Consider the following 18722-nt stretch of genomic DNA (forward strand, 5'->3'; position numbering starts at 1 on the left):
AGCGCCCGGCGCCTGCCAGCGCTCGCCGCCGGCTCCACCATCGGGTATCCTCTGGCCCATGCAGGCTGTCCCGACGAACGCCGCACCCGAGGCCGAGCGACCGCGGCCCCGTCACGAGGAGAGCGACCAGCACGTCATCCTCTATGGGATGACGTGGAAGGACTACGAGATCCTCCTCGCTGTGCGTGGGGACCGGGCCGGCGTGCGCATGTACTACCTGAACGGAGCGATCGAGCTGATGAGCCCGTCCCGCAGTCATGAAGGGGTCAAGAAAACCATCGCGCGGCTCCTCGAAGCCTATTGCGATGGGCGCGGCATCGAGCTCAGCGGATACGGCGCGTGGACGCTCCGCAATGCGCCGAAGGAGCGCGGGGCCGAGCCCGACGAGTGCTACATCGTCGGCGACACGAACAAAGAAGTGCCAGACCTGGCGCTCGAGGTCGTCTGGACGCGCGGAGGTCTCGACAAGCTGGAGATCTACCGTGGCCTCGGCGTCGCCGAGGTCTGGGTGTGGGACCGCGACGAGGGCCTCCGCATCTTCGCGCTCTCGGGTGAGCGGTACGAGCCCCGCGCGCGAAGCGCGTTCCTTCCCGAGCTCGATCCTGCGTGGCTCGCGGGGTTCCTCGATCAGCCGACGCAGACCCAGGCGGTCCACGCGCTGCGCGCGGCGCTGAAGTGAGGCCGAGGCGCTCCCTGCCGGCAGGACGCGCTCAGCCTCCCGAGGGGGCCGTCCGGGCGTAGGCGCGCAGCACCTCGGCCACGCTCCACGCCTGGGCGACGCATCCGCGGGGCGTGAACGGCGGCTCGGCGTCGAAGATCTCGCTGATCGAGCCGGCGCAGGCCTCGTCGAGGTGCGGCGCGAAGCCCTCGAGCAGGCGCCGCGCCCCGCCGAGATCGGTGGGATACACCTTCAGCCAGGCGTCGATGAACGGGCCCATGAGCCACCCCCACACGGTGCCCTGGTGATAGGCCATGTCCCGCGCGCGGAGGTCGCCGAAGTACTTCGGTTTGTAGTCCGGGTGCCCCGGCGCGAGCGACCTGAGGCCCACGGGCGTCCAGAGCCGCTCCTTCACCTGATCGACGATCCCCTTCCAGCGCGCGGGCTCGAGGACGGGGTGAGGCAGCGAGATCGCGAGGAGCTGGTTCGGCCGGAAGGCGTCGTCGGCGCCCTGCTCGCCGTCGAGCACGTCGTAGAGATAGCCGTGCTTCTCGGACCAGAAGCGCCGGTTGAAGGAGGCCTTGACCTGCTCGGCGGCCGCGCCGTAGCGATTCGCCGCGCCGTCGCCGTCGGACTCGCGCGCCCAGCGCTCGATGAGGCGCAGGGCGTTGTACCAGAGCGCGTTGATCTCGACGGCCTTCCCCCGGCGTGGCGTGACCACGTAGTCGCCGACCTTCGCGTCCATCCAGGTCAGCTGGTACCCCTCTTCCCCCTGGCGGATCAGGCCGTCCTGCGGGTCGGCGCGGATGCCGAAGCGCGTCCCGCGGGTGTGGTGCTCGACGATATCGATCAGCGTGGGGAGGATGAGCCGGAGCGTCTCGCGATCCCCGGTGGTCGCCAGGTAGCGATCGAGCGCGTGGAAGAACCAGAGCGTGGCGTCGGCGGTGTGGTAGAGCCCGTCGTTCTTGCCCTCCGGGAACATGTTGGGGATGAGCCCGTCCTTCACGTAATGGGCGAACGTGCGCAGGATGTAGCCCGCCTCGGTGTGGCGCCCGGTGACGAGCGTCAGCCCCTCGAGGCTGATCATGGTGTCCCGGCCCCAGTCGGTGAACCAGTGATAGCCCGCGATGACGGTGCGCACCTCGTCCCCGGCGGCCCGGGCGCGGGCGGCGTCCTCGACGCGGCCCGCGGGGCTGATGAGGAACTGATCGGCGCCGAGGACGAGCTCCGCCGCCGGCCCGGTGCGGACCTCGGGCGTCGCGGCGAGCAGGAGCCGTGTCCGGCGCTTGCGCTCCGCGCGCTGCACCTCGTCCGTGGAGAGGGCGTTGAGCGTCTCCCAGGCCTCCGTGGACGCGATCAGGGTCGCGCTGCCCGAGACCGGGAGCTCGAGGCTGAAGCGGCCAGGGCTGTAGAACTCGCCGACGGCGTCGTATCCGCGGCTCTGCTCGATCCGGTAGCGCACGTTGCGCAGGCGGGCGCTCTCGATCCTGAACTCGGCCCGAGCGCCCTGGACCTTCAGCCGGAGCGGCGGCAGGTCGCCCGGCGACGCGAGCTCGTAGCGATCCTCGACCACGGTGAGCGCATAGGAACCCGCCACCGGCCGATCGAGCGCGCCCTCGTGCGGCCGGAAATTCACCCACGGCTGGAGCTCGATCCGCACCGGGCCCGTCCCCTCGACGAGCGTGTACGTGACATGGACCGTGTTCTGCGCGTGGGGCATGAGGAGGCGCCGCTCGATCGCCATCCCCGCGCCCTCGTAGCGCCAGACGGGGAGCCCGGCCTCGAGGCGGAACTCGGCGAGATCGATGACCTGCGCGGCGCCGTCGTCGAGCCAGGGCTCCTGACCGCCCACCTGGTACACCCTGTCCTCCGCGGTGAAGATCCGCGTGGAGAGATCGCTGAGCATCATGGTGCGGCCGAGGGGGGCCGGCAGCGCGGAGATCAGCAGTCCATGGAAGCGGCGGGTCACCGCGCCGGAGACGGTGCCCGACGCGTAACCGCCGAGGCCGTTCGTGACGAGCCATTCCCGCGTGAGCGGGTCCGAGCCGCGCTCGGCGTCGTCCTGCGAGGTGGGGGCGGCGCCCCGGGACCAGACCATCCTCCGGCAGATCTCGTCAGCGTACATGCTTCTTGGGCTCCTCTGGGCGCGGGCTCGCGCTCGTCTTCTCGGGCACCGGCGTCCCGACCACGGGGTGGAGGAGGATCGCCGCCTCGCCCGGGATGTGGACGCCCTCCTCGGTGATGACAGGTGGACTGCCTTGGCCCCCGTAGCGGGGGGACTCGCTGGACCACGACGTCTCCCAGCGGCGCCCCGGCGGCGGGGCAAAGAGCGGCTCCGGCAACGACCCTCGATGGATGTCCCGCCCGAGGTTGACGAGGAGCAGCCGGTCATCGCCGTCGTCGCCGAAGTAGCGCAGGAGGAAGGCGTGGGCCGAGAGGACGGCCCCGTCGACGCCGCGCGGGCGCTGGGCCCGGATCACCGGGTCGCGCCGGCGGAGCGCGATGAGGTCCTCGTGGAGGGCGTAGAGGGCGGCGTTCCGCTCGCGCTCGGAGAAATCGAGCTTGCAGCGCTCGAACGTCCGCGGGTCGCTCGGATCGTCGAGCTGAGCGCGGACCTCCGGCGACGAGCAGGACGGGAACTGCTCGAGGAACTCCGCCCTGCCCTTGCGCACGAGCGGGGCGAGCTCGGGGTTGTGGTCGGCGAAGAAGAGGAACGGCGCCGAGGACCCGAACTCCTGCCCTTGAAAGAGCATGGGTGTCCCCGGGGCGAGGAGCAGGGCCGCCGACATCGCCCGGAGCTTGCCCGGGCTCACGATGCGACAGAGCCGCTCGCCTCGCGCGGTGTTGGCGACCTGATCATGGTTCTCCAGGAAGAGGACGAAGCGGGCCGGATCGACGCCGAGCGCCGGCGTCCCTCGCCGCTGCTTCTGCCAGTGATAGCGCTGCCCCTGGAAGAGGAACCCGTGCTTCAGGGCGGAGAGGAGCTCCTGGGGCGAGCCCTCGTGATCGCCGTAATAGGCCTCGCTCCGGCCGGTGAGCGCCACCTTGGCGCTGTGGTGGAAATCGTCGTTCCAGATCGCGTCGAGCCCGTAGCCGCCCCGCTCGGCGGCGCGGATCAGCCACTCTTCCTGCGACTCGTTCTCGGCCACGAGGAACGTCTCCTTGCCCTTCGCCGCCTCCCGCACGCGGCGCGCGATGGCGGCGAGGATGTGGTCCTTCGAGCCATCGTAGATGTTCTGCGTCGCGTCGAGCCGGAGCCCGTCGAGGTGGAACTCGTCGATCCAGTAGCCGGCGTTGGCGATGAAGTACTCCCTCACCGCCTCGGATCGCGGGCCGTCGAAGTTGATCGCCGCTCCCCAGTCCGTCTTGTGACGATCGGTGAAGTAGTCCCCGGAGAACTGGCCGAGGTAGTTGCCGTCCGGGCCGAGGTGGTTGTAGACGACATCGAGGATCACCGCGATCCCGGCGCGGTGCGCCGCGTCCACGAAGCGGCGGAGATCGTCCGGGCTGCCGTAGAGGCGCGTCGGCGCGAAGAGGTTCACGCCGTCGTACCCCCAGTTGAAGCGGCCGGGGACCTCGGCGATGGGCAGCAGCTCGATCAGGGAGACGCCGATCCGCGCGAGCTCCGGCAGCTCGCGGGCGGCGGACTCCCATGTGCCCTCCCGGGTGAAGGTCCCGATGTGCATCTCGTAGACGACTTGCCCCTTCAGCGGGGCGCCCCGGAATGCCGCGTCGCTCCATGAGAACGCGCCGGGATCGATCACCTCGGAGGGCCCGTGCGGCCCCTCCGGCTGCGACCGCGAGGCGGGATCGGGAGTGAGCGCCTCGCCGTCGTCGAGCCGGAACCGGTAGCGGGTGCCGCTCGCCGCGGACGCGACGAGCCCCGCGAAATAACCGCCCTCCTCGGGCCGCAGCGGGGCGGCCCCGCCGCTCCCCGGCCCGGCCTCCAGGACGACCTCGACCTTGCGCCTGGCCGGCGCCCAGACACGGAAGTGGACTCCTTTCCCGACGAGCACCTCTGCGCCGATGGGCAACCGCCTCTCCGTCTTGAACTCCAGCATTGAAATGAATTCTAGGCGCAACACAGATGACGTCCAGCGCCGATATGCACATGACGACGCTACCGCTGCCACTGCTCAGTTGTCGAGCGCAACGTGCCTTACGGAGCTGCCTGAGAGCGATCAGGAGCAAACCGACATCGAGGTCGGCGGTGTCTGTGTGGCGAAATTGCGCGACGTGAGCTCGCTCTGAAGCTCGCGCGCCGCTGGGCTTCCTCCTTGCCCAAGGCATGTGTTCGTGAACACGAAGGAGATAGAACGAGACAGGAGTCGACCCATCGAGATGGGGAGATGCCATGAAGTGGGCTTGACGACCTTGCGATAGAAGGCGATGAAGCGCGCTCTCCGCGGCTACGGGTGGGCGATGACCACGAGGGTGCGCGCGCGCCGGAGCACGCAGCGCAACGCTCGCTCCAGCGTCTCCGGGTCGAGCGCCGCGAAGCTCTCGTCGAGCACGACGACCTCGGCGCCCTGGAGCAGCGCGCGCGCCATGTAGAGCCGGCTCCGCTCGCCGTGCGAGAGCTGCCAGCCCGTCTCGCCCACCACCTGCTCCAGCCCCCCCGGCATCCGGCCGAGCAGCTCGCCGAGGCCGAGCTCGTGGCAGATCTCCTCGGCCTCCGCGAGGTCGTCGGGCCTCGGCGGCCAGCGCCTGCCCATCAGCAGGTTGTACGCGAACGTCCCGGCGAGGACGTGGTTCTCGTGGAACTGCGGCGCCGCGGCCACGCGGCGCCGCCACGCGGCGGCGCCCAGCATGTGGCGGTCGAGCCCGTTCAGCAGCAGCAGCCCCGCGTCGGGCGCGCGCAGCCCCGAGAGCAGCGCGCTCAGCGTCGACTTCCCGCCGCCCGAGGGCCCCTCGAGCAGGATCCGGTCGCCCGCCGCGATCCGCACCGACACGTCGACGACCGCGGGGCGCGCCCGTCCCTTGTGCCGGAACGACAGCTCGTGCGCCTCCAGGACCGCCGCGCGGGCCTCGGCGTCCCCCTCGCGCGCGCGGGCCGGCGATCGCCCCGCGTCGGGGGGCAGCGGCGGCGGCGGCGGGCCGCCGCGGGCGGCCGCCTGGAACAGCGTGGAGACCTGCTCCCACGCGATCGCCGCGCTGGCGAGGCTCGACAGGCCGCCCGACAGGCCCTGGAGCGCGCGGCTCGCGAGCAGGACGCCCCCCAGCGCGACCGCGTACGCCCCGGCGGAGCCGGTGCCCGCGAGGAACGGCGGCAGGAGGCCGGCGATGCCCGCGATGAGCCAGCCGCGCGGCATCAGCGCGCCGATCTCGATCTGGCTCCGGTCGATGTCGCGCGACAGCAGCAGGTACTGGGCGAGCGCCTCGTCCTCGCCGTGATGCCAGCGGCCGTGGCGCTCCTGGGCGAGGCGGGTCCGGTGGCCGACCAGGCGCTCGATGAGGTCGTGCGTCATCGCGAGCCGCGCGGCGGTCCAGCGCGCGCGCCGCCGGTAGAACCGCACGCAGAGCGCGACGACCAGGGCCGCCCAGGCGACGAGCAGCAGCGCATGGATCGCGCCCGCCGCGCCCTGGGCGAGCACGGCCGCCGCCGCCGCGAGCTCGAACGCCGACGCGACCGCCGCGACGCCGCCGCCCATCGCGAGCCCCTCGATCGCCTCGGACTCGATCACGCGGCCGAGGAAGCGGCCCGCGCCCTCGCTGCGCACCTCCTCGGCGTCGAGCGCGAGCGCGCCCGAGAGCAGGCGCTGCTTGACCAGCGCGCTCGAGTCGATCGCGACGAGGCCCGACAGCCACGACATGAGCTGGCGCAGCGGCACGACCGTCGCGAGCAGCAGCGCGCCGGCGACGAGCCACCCCTCGTCGAGGTGGTCGTCGAGGATGCTGCGCCCCACGGTCATCCACACCAGGATCCAGAGCGTGTAGGCCGCCGCGTGGGCCGCGAGCAGGCCGAGGAGGCGGCGCGGGATCCGCGCGGCCATGGCCTGCCGCGCGAGCGGCGCGCCCGGCGGCAGGCGCAGGCTCCAGATGCCGTCGACGATCACGGGCCCGAGGCGCTCGTCGAGCAGGGCCCGCCGCGCGCGCGCGCGCCGCCGCGGCCGCACGGCTGCGCGCGCGAGGACGCGCTCGATCTCCGGGAGCACCTGCGCCTCGATCGGGCGGCAGATGCGGCCGGCGATCGCCTCGACCGGGACGCGCGCCGTGGAGCGGTCGGCGCGGAGCGCCGCGAGGTCCCGCCCCCTGCGCCCCACGACGGCGAGGAAGCGGGGCGCCCCGCCGTCACGCAGCCACACGAGCGCGGGCGCGACGCGGAGGAGCGCCTCGCCGATCTCGTCGTAGCGCGCCGCGATCGGCTCCGCCTCGACGCCGAGGTACGCCGCGGCCTGATCGATCCACGCCCCGAGCGCGTCCACGCTGCGGAGGTGCCCGGCGGCCGGGACGGGCGCCGCGACAGCGCGCGGGCCGAGGCCGCTCTGCGTCGCGAGCGCCTCGAGCGCGTCGCCGAGGCGCTCCGCCGGCCACTCGAGGGCGCCGAGCGAATCGACCGCGTGGTCCGGCCGCGCCCCCCACCCAGGTTGCGGCCTCGCCCCCCACCCAGGTTGCGCCTCCGCCCCGTCCGGCCGGGCTTCCCACCCGGGTTGCGCCTCGGCGGTCACCTCCGCTGGCCCTCCCCTGCCGCTCCGGCGCCCTCCCCTGCCGCTCCGGCGCCCTCCCCCGTCGCTCCGGCGCCCTCCCCTGCCGCTCCGGCGCCCTCCCCCGCCGCCTCGGCGATGCGCCCGCGCGCGACCTTCAGCCGGCGCCACCCGCCGCTCGACCAGAGCCCTCGCTGCACCGCTGCCTCGGCCTCGAGCAGCGCGCGGTAGCGCGAGCCGGGGCGCGCCGCGAGCTCGGACGGCGCCCCGTCCTCGACCACGCGCCCGCCGTCCACGACGAGCACCCGCTCGAACGATCGCGTCTCGCCGACGTCGTGGGTGACGCACAGGAGCGTCGCGCGCCGGAAGCGCCGCCGCGCCCGGGCGAGCAGCGCCCGGCGGCGCTCCCGGTCGAGTCCGCGGAACGGCTCGTCGAGGATCGCGAGCCGCGCCTCGCTCCGCAGCATCGCCCGGCCCAGGCGCAACCGCTGCCCCTCGCCGCCGGAGACGAGCCCTCCGCCCTCGCCGAGCAGGGTCTTCTGCCCCTCCGGCAGCCGCTCCAGCACCTCGCGCAGCTCGGCCTCCTCGACGACGGCGCCGAAGTCGGCCGCGTCGTCGGGCGCGCCGTAGCGGAGGTTGTCGAGGAACGATCGGTTCCAGATCTGGACCGCCGGGTCGACCCACGCGGTCTCCTCGCGCAGCGCGCGCACCCGCTCGCCGTCGAGGGGGCGGCCGTCGACGAGCACCCTGCCCTCGCTCGCCCGGTGCCAGCCGAGCAGGACCCCGACGAGGCTCGACTTCCCCGCGCCCGACGAGCCCACGATCGCCACGTGGCTGCCCGCCGCGATCTTCAGATCCACCCCGTCGAGGATCACGTGACCGGCCGCCTGGATGCGCACGCGCTCGAAGGCGATCGCGCAGCCCGCGCCGCCGGCGGCCCCTTGCGCAAGCGGCGCCGCTGCCGCGGGCGCGCGCACGGGGGCGCCGGCGCGCAGCTCCTCCGGCGCGCCGAGCGGCTCGAGCAAGCGCAACGCCGTGTTGCGGTGCCCTGGGTACTGGAGCAGCGTGCTCGCGAGCGCCTGCCCGATGGCGGGCAGCGCGAGCGCCCAGTAAAAGAGCAGGAGCGCGCGCGAGAGGGCGCCCCCGCGGGCGAGGAAATCGCCGAGGATCCACGCGGCGAGCGCGAAGCCGATCAGCGCCTGCGCCCCGTCGACGGCGAGGGCGGCGCGGAGGAGGGCGCGGCCGGCGAGCGCCCACTCCCCGAGCAGGCCCGCGTGCTCGCGCCGCACGGCCCGCTCCGCCGCGTGCGCCCGGATCGGCACGAGGCCGAGGAGCGCGTCGAGGTAGAAGCTCGTGAGCGCGCCGGCGTGGGTGCGGACGCGCAGGTCTCGCTCGACGAGGACGCGGTTCCCCGCGAACGGCAGCGCCAGCGCGAGCGCGGCGCCCGGCACGGCGAGGCGCGCGCTCCCGGGATCGATCCAGACGATCGCGGCCGTGGTCACCGCGAGGTCGAGCGCCGAGCGCGCGATCTGGCCGCCGAACGCGGGCAGGCCGCGGAGCACGTGCAAGCTGTGGCCGCGCTGCGCCATGTCCGAGGCCGGGCGGCTCTGGAAGTAGCGATCACCGATGCGCGGGATCTTCGCGAGGAACGCCATCCGCAGCCGGACCTCGAGGTGGCGCCCGAGCCGGATCATCCCCGTGGTCAGCGAGAGATCGAGGGCGAGCTCCACCGCGAGGAACGCCGCGAGGGCGATGAGGGCGGCGAGGCGCTGCTCGAACAGCGCGAGATCGTTCGAGATCTGGAGCAGGCCCCGGAAGAGGAGGCTCTCCAGCACCACCGTGGCGACGCTGAGCAAGAGCGCGCCGGCGAGCACGGCGGGCGTCAGCAGGCCGTCCTCGCGGATCATCCGGAGGAGCGCGCGCGCAGGCGGGATCTCGCGCTCCGCGAGGGCAGCTGCGAGGTCGGGGGGCAGGCGCGCCTCGCCGCGAGCAGCCGTCTCGCCGCCAGCAGTCACCTCACCGCGAGCAGCCACCTCACCGCGAGCGGCCGCCTCGGCGTGCACCGGGGGGGGCTCGGGGGCGGAGGCGCCCGGCGCGCCGTCGCGGCCTGCCGGCGCGCGGGCGAAGCCGAGCGGCCGCCGCCCGCGGATCCGCACGAGCACGGCGCCCCGCGTGAGGACCATCTCCTCCCCGGACGGGTCGGCCGGCCCCGGACGCGCCGTCCAGAAGCCAGGCGGGATCATCTCCTCCCGGTCGGCCTCGGCGTCTCGGTCGAGCAGCGCGCCCAGCACGCGCGCGGCCTCGCGTCCGCGCCCGAGGCCGCCGGAGCGCACGAGCGACGTGACCAGGCGCGCGCCGGCGTCGAGCGCGGCGATCGCTCGCCAGTCCCGGTCCGACAGCGCCGCCTCGATCGGCCGCGTCCCTGCGCCGAGCCACGCGAGCCGGCGCCCGAGCGGCCGCGTGAACCCGTCGCTCGCGGCCCACGCGCGGAAGTCCGCCGCGGACAGGGGCAGCTCGTGCCGGTAGAGCTCGGCCTCGAGCTGCCGTCGCGTGACCCAGCGCCGCCCCGTGCCCGGGTCCATGATCTGCGCGAGGCCGCCGTGCCGGCGCCAGATCACGACGATGTGGAGCGGCCCGGTCGACTGCCGCACGATCGCCAGGGCGGGCAGCGCTTGAGCCTCGTCGAGGAGCACGTGCTCCGGCGGCACCAGGATCTGCTGGGCCACGAGCCCGAGCTGCTCCGCGAGGTCTTCGAGGGTGTCGATGGAGGTGCCGTCGACGTCGGTCTGGCAGGCCTCGCGCAGGCGCCCGTAGCTCACGCCGACGCCGAAGCCCTCGAGCACGCACTTGAGCGTGGCTGGCCCGCAATCCATCGCCGACGTCTGCACGACCTCCGGCGCGAGGAGCCTCCGCCTCGCGCTGGGCGGCCGGCGGCGGGGATCGGCGCTCGCTGCTCGCTCCGACGCGGATCGTGGATCGGCGCCCTGGCTCACCCGTCCGCTCCGCCGCGGACCCTCACGATCTGCCCTGCTGCCCGCAGCACGAGCGACGCCGGCGAGACGCGCTCCATCTCGATGACGACGTTGCCGGGGAGCCCGTGCTGCATGGGGATCGGCGACGCGGGATCGGGGCGCACGCCGAGCTCCACGCGGATGCGGCCCTCCTGCGCCTCGCTGGCGACGCGCTCGACGGTGGTCGCCAGGGTGCCGTATTCGGTCCAGGGGAACGCGTCGAGGCGCAGGCGTCCCGCCTGCCCCGCGCGGATCCGCCCGACGGAGGAGGGCGGGAACTCTGCGATCACCCTGAGCTCGCCGGGCGGGACGACGGCGGCCACGACGTCCCCTTCGCGCACGAAGGAGCCGGCCCGCAGCACCGTGATTTCACCGACCCGCCCGGCGATGGGCGAGCGGATCTTGCGCCGCTCGATCTCGGCGAGCAGCCCCGCGATCGTCGCCTCCAGCACGAGCCGCTCTCCCTCGAGCGAGGCCACCTCGCGGTCGAGCCGCGCGAGCTCGGCCTGCTGCTCGCTCTGCCCGGTGCGTCGCTCGACGCCGGCCCGCGCGGCGGCGCGGTCGAGCGCCTCGGTCGCCGAGCGCCGCGACAGCGCCTCGGCCGCGAGCCGCGCCGCCTCGGCCTCGGACACGAGCCCGTCCTGCCGGAGGCGAACGGCCCGCGCCGCCTCGAGCTCCTGGAAGCGCGCGCCCGCCTCCGCCTCCTTGAGCCGCGCCTTCGCCTCGTCGATGCGGGCGCGCGCCGCCTCCGCCCCGTCGCGCAGCGCCCGCGAGCGCGCCGCGATCTCGGCCCGGAGCGGCCCCATCTGCCCCGCGATGGCCGAGAGCCGGGCCTGCTTGTCGTCCATGTCGCGGCGGAGCGGCTCCACGTCGAGCTCGACGAGGACGTCGCCCGCGGCGACCTCGGCCCCGAGGAGGTCGAGGCGGACCGAGGCGACCCTCCCGCCGAGGGGCGCCTCGACGCGGTGGGCCGCCTGCCCCACCTCGAGGCGCGCGCTCACGCTCGCCTCGTACTGCCCGACGCGCGCGAGGAAGAACCACGCGAGCCAGCCTCCGAGCAGGAGCGCGCCGATCGCGGCGCCGACGATCGAGCCGCGATGGCCGTCGGTCGCGATCGCGTGGATCGAGCGTGAGAACCCGGCGGGCATGAGGGGTCGCGCCAAGGTACACGAGCGAAGGATGCGCAGGAAGTCGCACCCATCGACGGGGCGAAGGCGATGAGCCTGGCAAAACTTCACGTGCAGCGCGGGCCGATTGAATGAATGCTCTCCTCCGCGGCTCCGCCGCGAGGTAGTCATTCCATTCCATCTGGAGGTCCCCCATGGCTGATATCGATCGTAATCACGAGCAGAACGAGCAGAACGAGCAAACGGAGCAGGCGGAGACGGTGCCCTTCTTCGCTCGCTACCTGGAAGATCAGAAGCGCATCCGGACCGGCGTCAAAGCCGGCGGCATCTACCAGACCCTCAAGTACCCGTCGGACCGGGACGAGAACGTCACCATGAAGTACCCCTCCGACGGCGACGAAGAGCTGGCCGTGAAGTGAACCGCGAACGCCGCGCGGCGGGTAACCGCCCGCGGCCGAGCGGAACCCACCGAAATCGCCCGCAACATCGCGTCCCTTCCGCAACGACGCGTGACGACGTGCAACGACGCGTGACGACGCGTGACGACGCGTGACGACGCTTAACGAAGCGTGACGACGCGTAACCAAGCTCAACACGATTCAACACAGTAAAGCGCCCGTGATTGAAAGATCGCCGCAGCAGCGGAATCAAAGAATCACGGGATCGCGGAATTGCGACGTCGAGCCGCTGCAATCGTGCTGAAAAGCGCTGAAAGGCGCCGAAGAACGCCCTCGGGCTTGCGCCCCCGCCTGGCGGCTCGCTATGTTAGCCCTCTTGCCCTCGGCGGCTCCGTCGCCGCGGCAACGCAACCATCTGGAGGTATCCCATGGCCGATATCGACAACCGTGAGCCCGAGCAGCAGGAGCAGAAGGACGACGCCGAGGCGGTGCCGTTCTTCGCTCGCTTCCTGGAGGATCAGAAGCGCGTCCGTACCGGCGTCAAGGCCGGCAGGCCGCCCTTCCAGACGCTGAAGTACCCGTCGGACCAGGAGGACGGCGGGGGCGGCGGGAAGGACCCCATCTTCACCACGCTGAAGTACCCGTCGGACGGCGACGAGGCCTGAGCACCGCATGGACCGCCCGCGCCCGTGCGAGAGAGGTACCCTGACGTGACGATGGCGAGCGCGAGCGTCCTCCTGGTCTCGCACTCACAGGACGACTTCGGGATCGGGCGTGTGGCGGAGGCGCTGCGAAGGCGCGGCGCTCGCCCCGTCCGCCTGGACGTCGACCGGTTCCCTCGCGACATCACGCTCTCGACGGCGCTCGGGCCGGGCGGCGTGCGCCGCCGTCTGGAGGACGCCGGGGCCGCGATCGGCGGAGACGAGATCTCCGCGGTCTGGCTCCGGCGCCTCTGGGCGCCGGACCTCGGCGAGGGCATCCCCGAGGAGTACCGCGGCGCGTGCGTGCGCGAGTCGATGGCGGCGCTGACCGGCTGGCTGCGCGGGCTCCCCGCGCGGCGCTGGATCAACGAGCCCGCGGCCGAGGAGCGCGCCCAGGACAAGCTGCGCCAGCTCGCGGCGGCCGCGTCGGTCGGCCTTCGCGTCCCCGAGACGGTGGTGACGAACGACCCGGCCGAGGTCCGCGGCCTCTTCGCGCGCCTCGGGGGGAACGTGGTCGCCAAGATGCTCACGCCCTTCTCGACCAGCCTCGCTGGCGGCGCGCCCTTCGTCTTCACGCACGCCGTCGCGGAGGCCGACCTCGACGCCCTCGCGGGGCTGCGCCAGAGCCCCATGGTCTTCCAGGAGCGCATCCCCAAGGCGCGCGAGCTCCGCGTCGCCTGCGTCGACGGCCGGTGCTTCCCGGGCGCGCTCGACGCGACCCGCTACGAGTCGGTCGCGGTCGACTGGCGCCACCCGGACGTGAGCGAGATCGGCATCGGGTGGGAGCCGGACGCCCTCCCGCGCGACGTCGAAGCGCAGCTCGGCGCGCTCCTTCGCGCCCTCGGGCTGGTCTTCGGGGCCGTCGACCTCATCCGGACGCCGGACGGAGAGCACGTCTTTCTCGAAGTGAACCCCGCCGGCGAGTGGGGCATGCTGGAGCGGGATCTCGGCCTGCCGATCGCCGACGCGCTGGCGGAGGCGCTGCTCGCTCCGACGGAGAACCGGTGACAGTCCTCATCATCACGCACAGCGAAGACAACGAGTGCATCGACCGCGTCGCCGCCGCGATCGCCAGCCTGGGCGGCCGGGCCTTCCGCTTCGACACCGACGCCTTCCCGGCGGGGGCGCGGCTCTCGCTTTCGTCGGGGGCCGGGGCGGGCCGCTCCACGCTGACCACCCGGGACGGCGCCCTCGACCTCGGCGACGTGACCGCCGTCTGGTATCGCCGGGTCGCCTACGGCGCCAGGCTGCCCTCGTCGATGGATCCGCAGCTCCGGAGCGCGTCGGTCCACGAGGCGAAGCAGACAGCGGAGGGCATGCTCGCGGCGTTCCGCGTCCCGCAGGTCGACCCCTTGCCGGCGGTGCGCTTCGCGTCGAACAAGCAGGTGCAGCTCGACATCGCGCGCGAGGTCGGCCTCGACACACCGCGCACGCTCACGACCAACGACGCCGAGGCGGCGCGGGCCTTCGCCGCGACCTGCCCGGGCGGGGTGATCGCCAAGATGCTCTCGTCGTTCGCCGTCTACCGCGACGGCGAGGAGCAGGTGGTCTTCACGAACGCCCTCGAGGCCAAGGACCTCGCGGACATGCGGGGGCTCTCGCTCTGCCCGATGACCTTCCAGGAGAACATCCCGAAGGCGCGCGAGCTGCGGGTCACGGTCGTGGGCGAGCGCGTCTTCACGGCCTCGGTCGACTCGCAGGCGGCGCCCGGCGCCGAGGTCGACTGGCGCCGGCAGGGGATCGAGCTCATCGACGCCTGGCGCAAGGACACGCTCCCGCCCGACGTCGAGACGGGTGTGCTCCGGCTGATGGATCAGCTCGGCCTCAACTACGGCGCGATCGACATCCTCCGCACGCCGGACGGCCGGCACGTCTTCCTCGAGGTCAACCCGTCCGGCGAGTTCTTCTGGCTGGAGCGGAACCCCGGGCTCCCGATCAGCGAGGCGCTCGCCGAGGTGCTGCTCGGCAAGGCGCCGCGGCGCGGCTCGTGGAGCGCCTTCCTCCACACGCCGGCGACGCAGCCCCGCTGATCCGGCGGCGCAGCGCCGCCGAGCGGACGCTCGGTGCCGTCCGCCCGCCCGCCCGCCGCTTCCAGCACGACACGACCTGCCGCTCCCTCACCGGACGGACGGGCACCGCGCAACGCGCCCCGGCGCCACGCGGTGCGGCTTGACAACGCCCGGAGGTTCCGCACTTGCTATCCGTTCAGGGGAGGGCACCGCCCCCTGCGCCCGGCAAGCGATCTCGTGAAGATCCTAGAGCTCCACCTCCTCGCGTTCGGCCCCTTCACGGATCTCCGGCTCGACTTCTCCTCGCCGTCGCCGGGCCTCCACGTCGTCTACGGCCCCAACGAGGCCGGGAAGAGCACCGCGCTCCGGGCGATCCGCGGCCTGCTCTACGGCATCCCGCACATCACGCCCGACGCCCACGTGCACCACAACACCGATCTCCGCGTCGGCGGCCGGCTCGCGGGCAGGGGCGACGCCGCGCTCGCGCTCGTCCGCCGCAAGGGGCGCGTGAAGACGCTCCGCGACCCGGACGACAACCCCCTCGACGACGCCGCGCTCGCGCCGGTGCTCGGCGGCGTGACGGAGGAGCTCTTCCGGACCTCCTTCGGGCTCACCCACGAGACGCTCCGCCAGGGCGCCGAGGCCCTGCTCCAGGGCAAGGGCGACGTCGGTCAGAGCCTGTTCGGCGCGGGGCTCGGCGGGCCGGGGCTGCAGCAGCAGCTCGCCACGCTGCGCCAGGAGGCGGACGAGATCTTCACGCCCCAGGCGAGGACCCGCCCCCTCAACGAGGCGATCAAGGCCTTCGAGGCGGCCCGCAACGGGGCGAGGAGCGCCGCTCACCCGCCCGCGGACTGGACGCGCAAGCGGCAGGAGATCGACGAGCAGCGGGCCGAGCAGGAGCGCGTCGACGCGGAGCTGCGCGCGCTCCGGTCGACCGACAAGCGGCTCCGGCGCGCGCTCCGTGTGCTCCCGCTGCTGGAGGCGCGGCGCGCGATCCTCGGCCGGCGCGCCGCCCTCGGCCACGTCGTCCTGCTGCCCGAGAGCGCGCAACGCGACCGCGAGGACGCCCAGGATCGCGCCGCCGACGCGAGCGCCCAGGCCTCGCGGCTCCGCGCCGACATCGCGGAGCTCGAGGCCCGCCACGCCGCGCTGGAGGTCCCCGCGTCGCTCGCCGACCTCGACGCGAGCGCGATCGACGGCCTCGTGACCCGGCTCGGCAGCCACCGCAAGGCCGCCGTCGACCTGCCGCGCGTCCGGGCGGAGCTCCACGGCGTCGAGGAGGACGCGCGCGCGATCCTCCGCAGGCTCGGGCGGGACGCCTCGCTCGCCGGCGGCGACGACCCCGAGCGGCTGGAGGCGATGCGCGTCGACGTCGCGACCGAGGCGCGCATCAAGAAGCTCGCCCGCGAGCGCGGCGCCGCCGAGGCCAAGCCGCGCGAGGTGGAGCGGCTGCTCTCGGCGCACCGCGCGCGGCGCGACGCCTGCGCGCGCAGGCTGGCCGAGCTGCCGCCGGGCGAGGACCCCGCCCCGCTCCGCGGCGCGCTCTCTCGCGCGCAGAAGCAGGGCGACCTCGAGCACCGCCTCCGCGAGGCCGCCGCCGCGGCGGCGCAGCTCGCCCGCGACGCCGACGTGCAGTGCGATCGGCTCGGCCTCGGCGCGGCCGGGACGCGGACGCGCCTCGACGTCGACGATGCAGCGCGGCGGGCGCGCCTCGACGCGGGCGGCGCGCCCGAAGGCCGGCCGCTCTCCGCGGCCGAGGCGAGCGCCCTGCCCGTCCCGCTCCCCGAGACGGTCGACCAGGCGGCCGCGCAGTGGGGCGCGCTCGCCCGGGAGCGCGAGCGGCTCGGCGAGCGCGCCGCCGAGATCGAGGCGCGCCTCCGCGAGAGCGCCCGCGAGATCGACGCGCTCCAGCGCGCCGGCGCCGTCCCCACGGAGGCCGACCTCGCCGAGGCGCGCGAGCGCCGGGACGCCGCCTTCAAGGCGCTGGTGCGCGCCCTCCAGGCGAAGGCGGGCGCCCGCGCGGCGGGCGCGTCGATCCACACCGCCTCGCTCTTCGACATCGGCGCGGACGCGCCCGCCTCGCCCGGGGGGCGGCGCAGGCCGTCGCTCGCCGCGCGCGACGAGCCGCCGGCCGCCCGGGGGAAGCCCGACGACTACGCCGACCTGGTCCGCGCCGCCGACGCCCTCGCCGATCGGCTGCGCCGCGAGGCCGACCGGGTCGCCCGCCTGGCGCGGCTGCTCGCGGACGAGGCGCGGGCCCAGGCGGACCAGGCGCAGCTCGCCGCGGAGCGCGCCGCGCTGGCGCGCCGGGCCGAGGAGGCCGAGGCCGCGTGGCTCGATCTGTGGCGGCCCGCAGGCGTCGCCCCGCGCTCCCCCGAGGAGATGCGCGGTTGGCTCGGCCGCTACGCGGCCTTGACCGCCACGGTCGACCGGCTGCGCGCCGCGGAGGCCGAGGCCGAGGCGCTGCGGGCCCGGATGCAGGCGCACGCCGCCGAGCTCCACGCGGCGCTCCAGGGCGCACGCGCCGCGCCGGGCGCCTTGCGCGGCGACGCGGCCGGCGCGGGCTCGCGCGGCGACGCGGCCGGAGCGCTGGAGGACGCGCCGGCGCGCCTCCCGGCGCTCGTCGAGGCCGCGGAGCAGGAGCTCGCGGCCATCGAGGGCGCGGCCCGGGAGCGCAAGGAGCTCCTGCGGGAGCGCAAGGAGCTCGAGCGCGAGATCGAGGACCTCGAGCGCGAGCAGGCGCAGCACGCGCGCGCGCTCGAGGCGTGGCGAGCCGAGTGGGCCGAGGGCGTGCGACCGCTCGGCCTGCCCGGCGACGCCTCCGCGGACGAGGCCACGGCGATCCTCGACGAGCTCGGCGCGCTGTTCCGCAAGGCGGACAGCGCCGCCCACGAACGCCGCCGGGTGCGCGGCATGGAGCGCGACGCCCGGGCCTTCGGGGCCGACGTCGCGGAGCTCGCGTCCCGGCACGCGCCGGATCTCGCCCCGCTGCCGGCGGATCAGGCCGCCGATCAGCTGATCAAGCGCCACCACAAGGCGCGCGCCGACCTGCGCGAGCGCGGCGAGATCGCGCGGAGCCTCGCCGACAAGCGCCGCGAGCTGGATCAGCAGGAGGCGCGCCGCGCGGCCGCCGAGGCGCGCCTCGCCAAGCTCTTCGAGGCGGCGGGCGTCCCGCGCGGCGGTGACGACGCCGACGACGTCGCCGCGCTCTCCCTGGCGGAGGAGCGCTCGCGCGAGGCGCGCCGGCTCGACCGCGAGCTCGTCGAGAACGAGGGCAAGCTCCTCGAGGCGGGCGAGGGCGCGGGCATCGCCGCGCTCGAGCAGGAGACCGCCGGGGTGGAGCGGGACGCGCTCGCGCTCGAGCTCGACCGGGCGGAGGAGCGCCTCGCGGCGCTCGAGGACGAGCGGCGCCGGATCGACAGGGCGCTCGGGAGCCTCGAGCAGGAGCGCGAGCACCTCCGGGCGACGGTGGGCGCCGCGGAGGCCGCCGCGGAGGCGCAGATCTGCCTCTCGCACCTGCGCGGCGAGGTGCGCCGCTACGTGCGGGCGCGCCTCGCCGCGGTGCTGCTCGAGCGCGAGATCGAGCGCTACCGCGAGCGCAACCAGGGCCCGATCCTGGCGCGCGCGAGCGCGCTCTTCCACCGCCTGACGCTGGGCGCCTTCGCCGGCCTCCGGGTGGGCTACGACGAGAGCGAGCAGGCGATCCTCCGCTGCGTCCGCGCGGCGGCGTCCGGCGCGGCGGTCGGCGGGGCAGCGGCCGCGAGGGCGCCCGCGCCGGACGGCGCGGCGGAGCCCGCGAAGGCGCTCGCGGACGCAGCGCCAGAGCCCGCAAAGGCGCCCGCGGACGCAGCGGCGGAGCCCGCGAGGGCGCCGGTGCAGCGCGAGGTGGACGTGACGGGCCTGAGCGACGGCACGCGCGACCAGCTCTACCTCGCGCTGCGCCTCGCGAGCCTCGAGCACCACGCCCGCACGGGCGAGCCGATACCGCTCATCCTGGATGACATCCTGATCCACTTCGACGACGACCGCGCCCGGGCCGCCCTCGCGGTGCTCGGCGAGCTCGCGGGGACGACGCAGGTGCTGTTCTTCACGCACCACGCGCGGCTCTGCGAGCTCGCGCGCGAGGCGGTGCCGGCCGACGTGCTCCGCGAGCACCGCCTGCGGTAGCAAGGCC

Annotated in this window: 11 protein-coding genes; 6 read left to right on the forward strand and 5 right to left on the reverse strand. The window is 74.5% G+C overall.

Annotated features, from left to right (window positions below; translation table 11 throughout):
• Nucleotides 1-58: 58 nt before the first annotated feature.
• Complete coding sequence (locus WMF12_RS37355) at nucleotides 59-679, forward strand: Uma2 family endonuclease (protein ID WP_437852934.1); 621 nt, start codon at nucleotides 59-61, stop codon at nucleotides 677-679.
• Nucleotides 680-710: 31 nt separating this feature from the next.
• Here the strand turns inward: WMF12_RS37355 and WMF12_RS37360 are convergent, their stop codons facing one another.
• From WMF12_RS37360 to WMF12_RS37380, 5 genes are all read right to left on the reverse strand, one after another.
• Complete coding sequence (locus WMF12_RS37360) at nucleotides 711-2783, reverse strand: amylo-alpha-1,6-glucosidase (RefSeq protein ID WP_437741509.1); 2073 nt, start codon at nucleotides 2781-2783, stop codon at nucleotides 711-713.
• Nucleotides 2773-4719 carry a malto-oligosyltrehalose trehalohydrolase gene (gene treZ, locus WMF12_RS37365; RefSeq protein ID WP_437852936.1) on the reverse strand — a complete coding sequence of 649 codons (1947 nt, stop codon included), beginning with the start codon at nucleotides 4717-4719 and terminating at the stop codon, nucleotides 2773-2775. The genes WMF12_RS37360 and treZ overlap by 11 nt, the downstream gene beginning before the upstream one ends.
• A 348-nt stretch (nucleotides 4720-5067) precedes the next feature.
• Nucleotides 5068-7326: an ATP-binding cassette domain-containing protein gene (locus WMF12_RS37370; RefSeq protein WP_437852939.1), complete on the reverse strand. Its 2259-nt coding sequence runs from the start codon at nucleotides 7324-7326 to the stop codon at nucleotides 5068-5070.
• On the reverse strand, nucleotides 7323-10295 hold the full coding sequence (locus WMF12_RS37375; protein ID WP_437852941.1) for an ATP-binding cassette domain-containing protein: 2973 nt from the start codon (nucleotides 10293-10295) through the stop codon (nucleotides 7323-7325). Before WMF12_RS37375 ends, WMF12_RS37370 begins: the two co-directional genes overlap by 4 nt.
• On the reverse strand, nucleotides 10292-11461 hold the full coding sequence (locus WMF12_RS37380) for an HlyD family secretion protein (protein WP_437741513.1): 1170 nt from the start codon (nucleotides 11459-11461) through the stop codon (nucleotides 10292-10294). The genes WMF12_RS37375 and WMF12_RS37380 overlap by 4 nt, the downstream gene beginning before the upstream one ends.
• Nucleotides 11462-11634: 173 nt before the next feature.
• Between WMF12_RS37380 and WMF12_RS37385 the strand changes: the two genes are divergently transcribed.
• The 5 genes from WMF12_RS37385 (at nucleotide 11635) to WMF12_RS37405 (ending at nucleotide 18715) form a co-directional block, all read left to right on the forward strand.
• Nucleotides 11635-11859, forward strand: a complete 225-nt coding sequence (locus WMF12_RS37385; protein WP_437741514.1) for a microviridin/marinostatin family tricyclic proteinase inhibitor — start codon at nucleotides 11635-11637, stop codon at nucleotides 11857-11859.
• A 407-nt stretch (nucleotides 11860-12266) separates the two neighbouring features.
• Nucleotides 12267-12503, forward strand: a complete 237-nt coding sequence (locus WMF12_RS37390) for a microviridin/marinostatin family tricyclic proteinase inhibitor (RefSeq protein ID WP_272103913.1) — start codon at nucleotides 12267-12269, stop codon at nucleotides 12501-12503.
• A gap of 51 nt (nucleotides 12504-12554) precedes the next feature.
• Nucleotides 12555-13547: an MvdC family ATP-grasp ribosomal peptide maturase gene (locus tag WMF12_RS37395; protein ID WP_437873934.1), complete on the forward strand. Its 993-nt coding sequence runs from the start codon at nucleotides 12555-12557 to the stop codon at nucleotides 13545-13547.
• Nucleotides 13544-14569 (forward strand): MvdD family ATP-grasp ribosomal peptide maturase, encoded by a 1026-nt coding sequence (locus WMF12_RS37400; protein WP_437852943.1) that lies wholly within the window; start codon nucleotides 13544-13546, stop codon nucleotides 14567-14569. The genes WMF12_RS37395 and WMF12_RS37400 overlap by 4 nt, the downstream gene beginning before the upstream one ends.
• Nucleotides 14570-14785: 216 nt before the next feature.
• Complete coding sequence (locus WMF12_RS37405) at nucleotides 14786-18715, forward strand: AAA family ATPase (protein WP_437852945.1); 3930 nt, start codon at nucleotides 14786-14788, stop codon at nucleotides 18713-18715.
• Nucleotides 18716-18722 lie beyond the last annotated feature (7 nt).

The organism is Sorangium sp. So ce363 (genome assembly GCF_051520435.1).
In the GTDB taxonomy this organism is placed as follows: Bacteria; Myxococcota_A; Polyangia; order Polyangiales; family Polyangiaceae; genus Sorangium; species Sorangium cellulosum_B.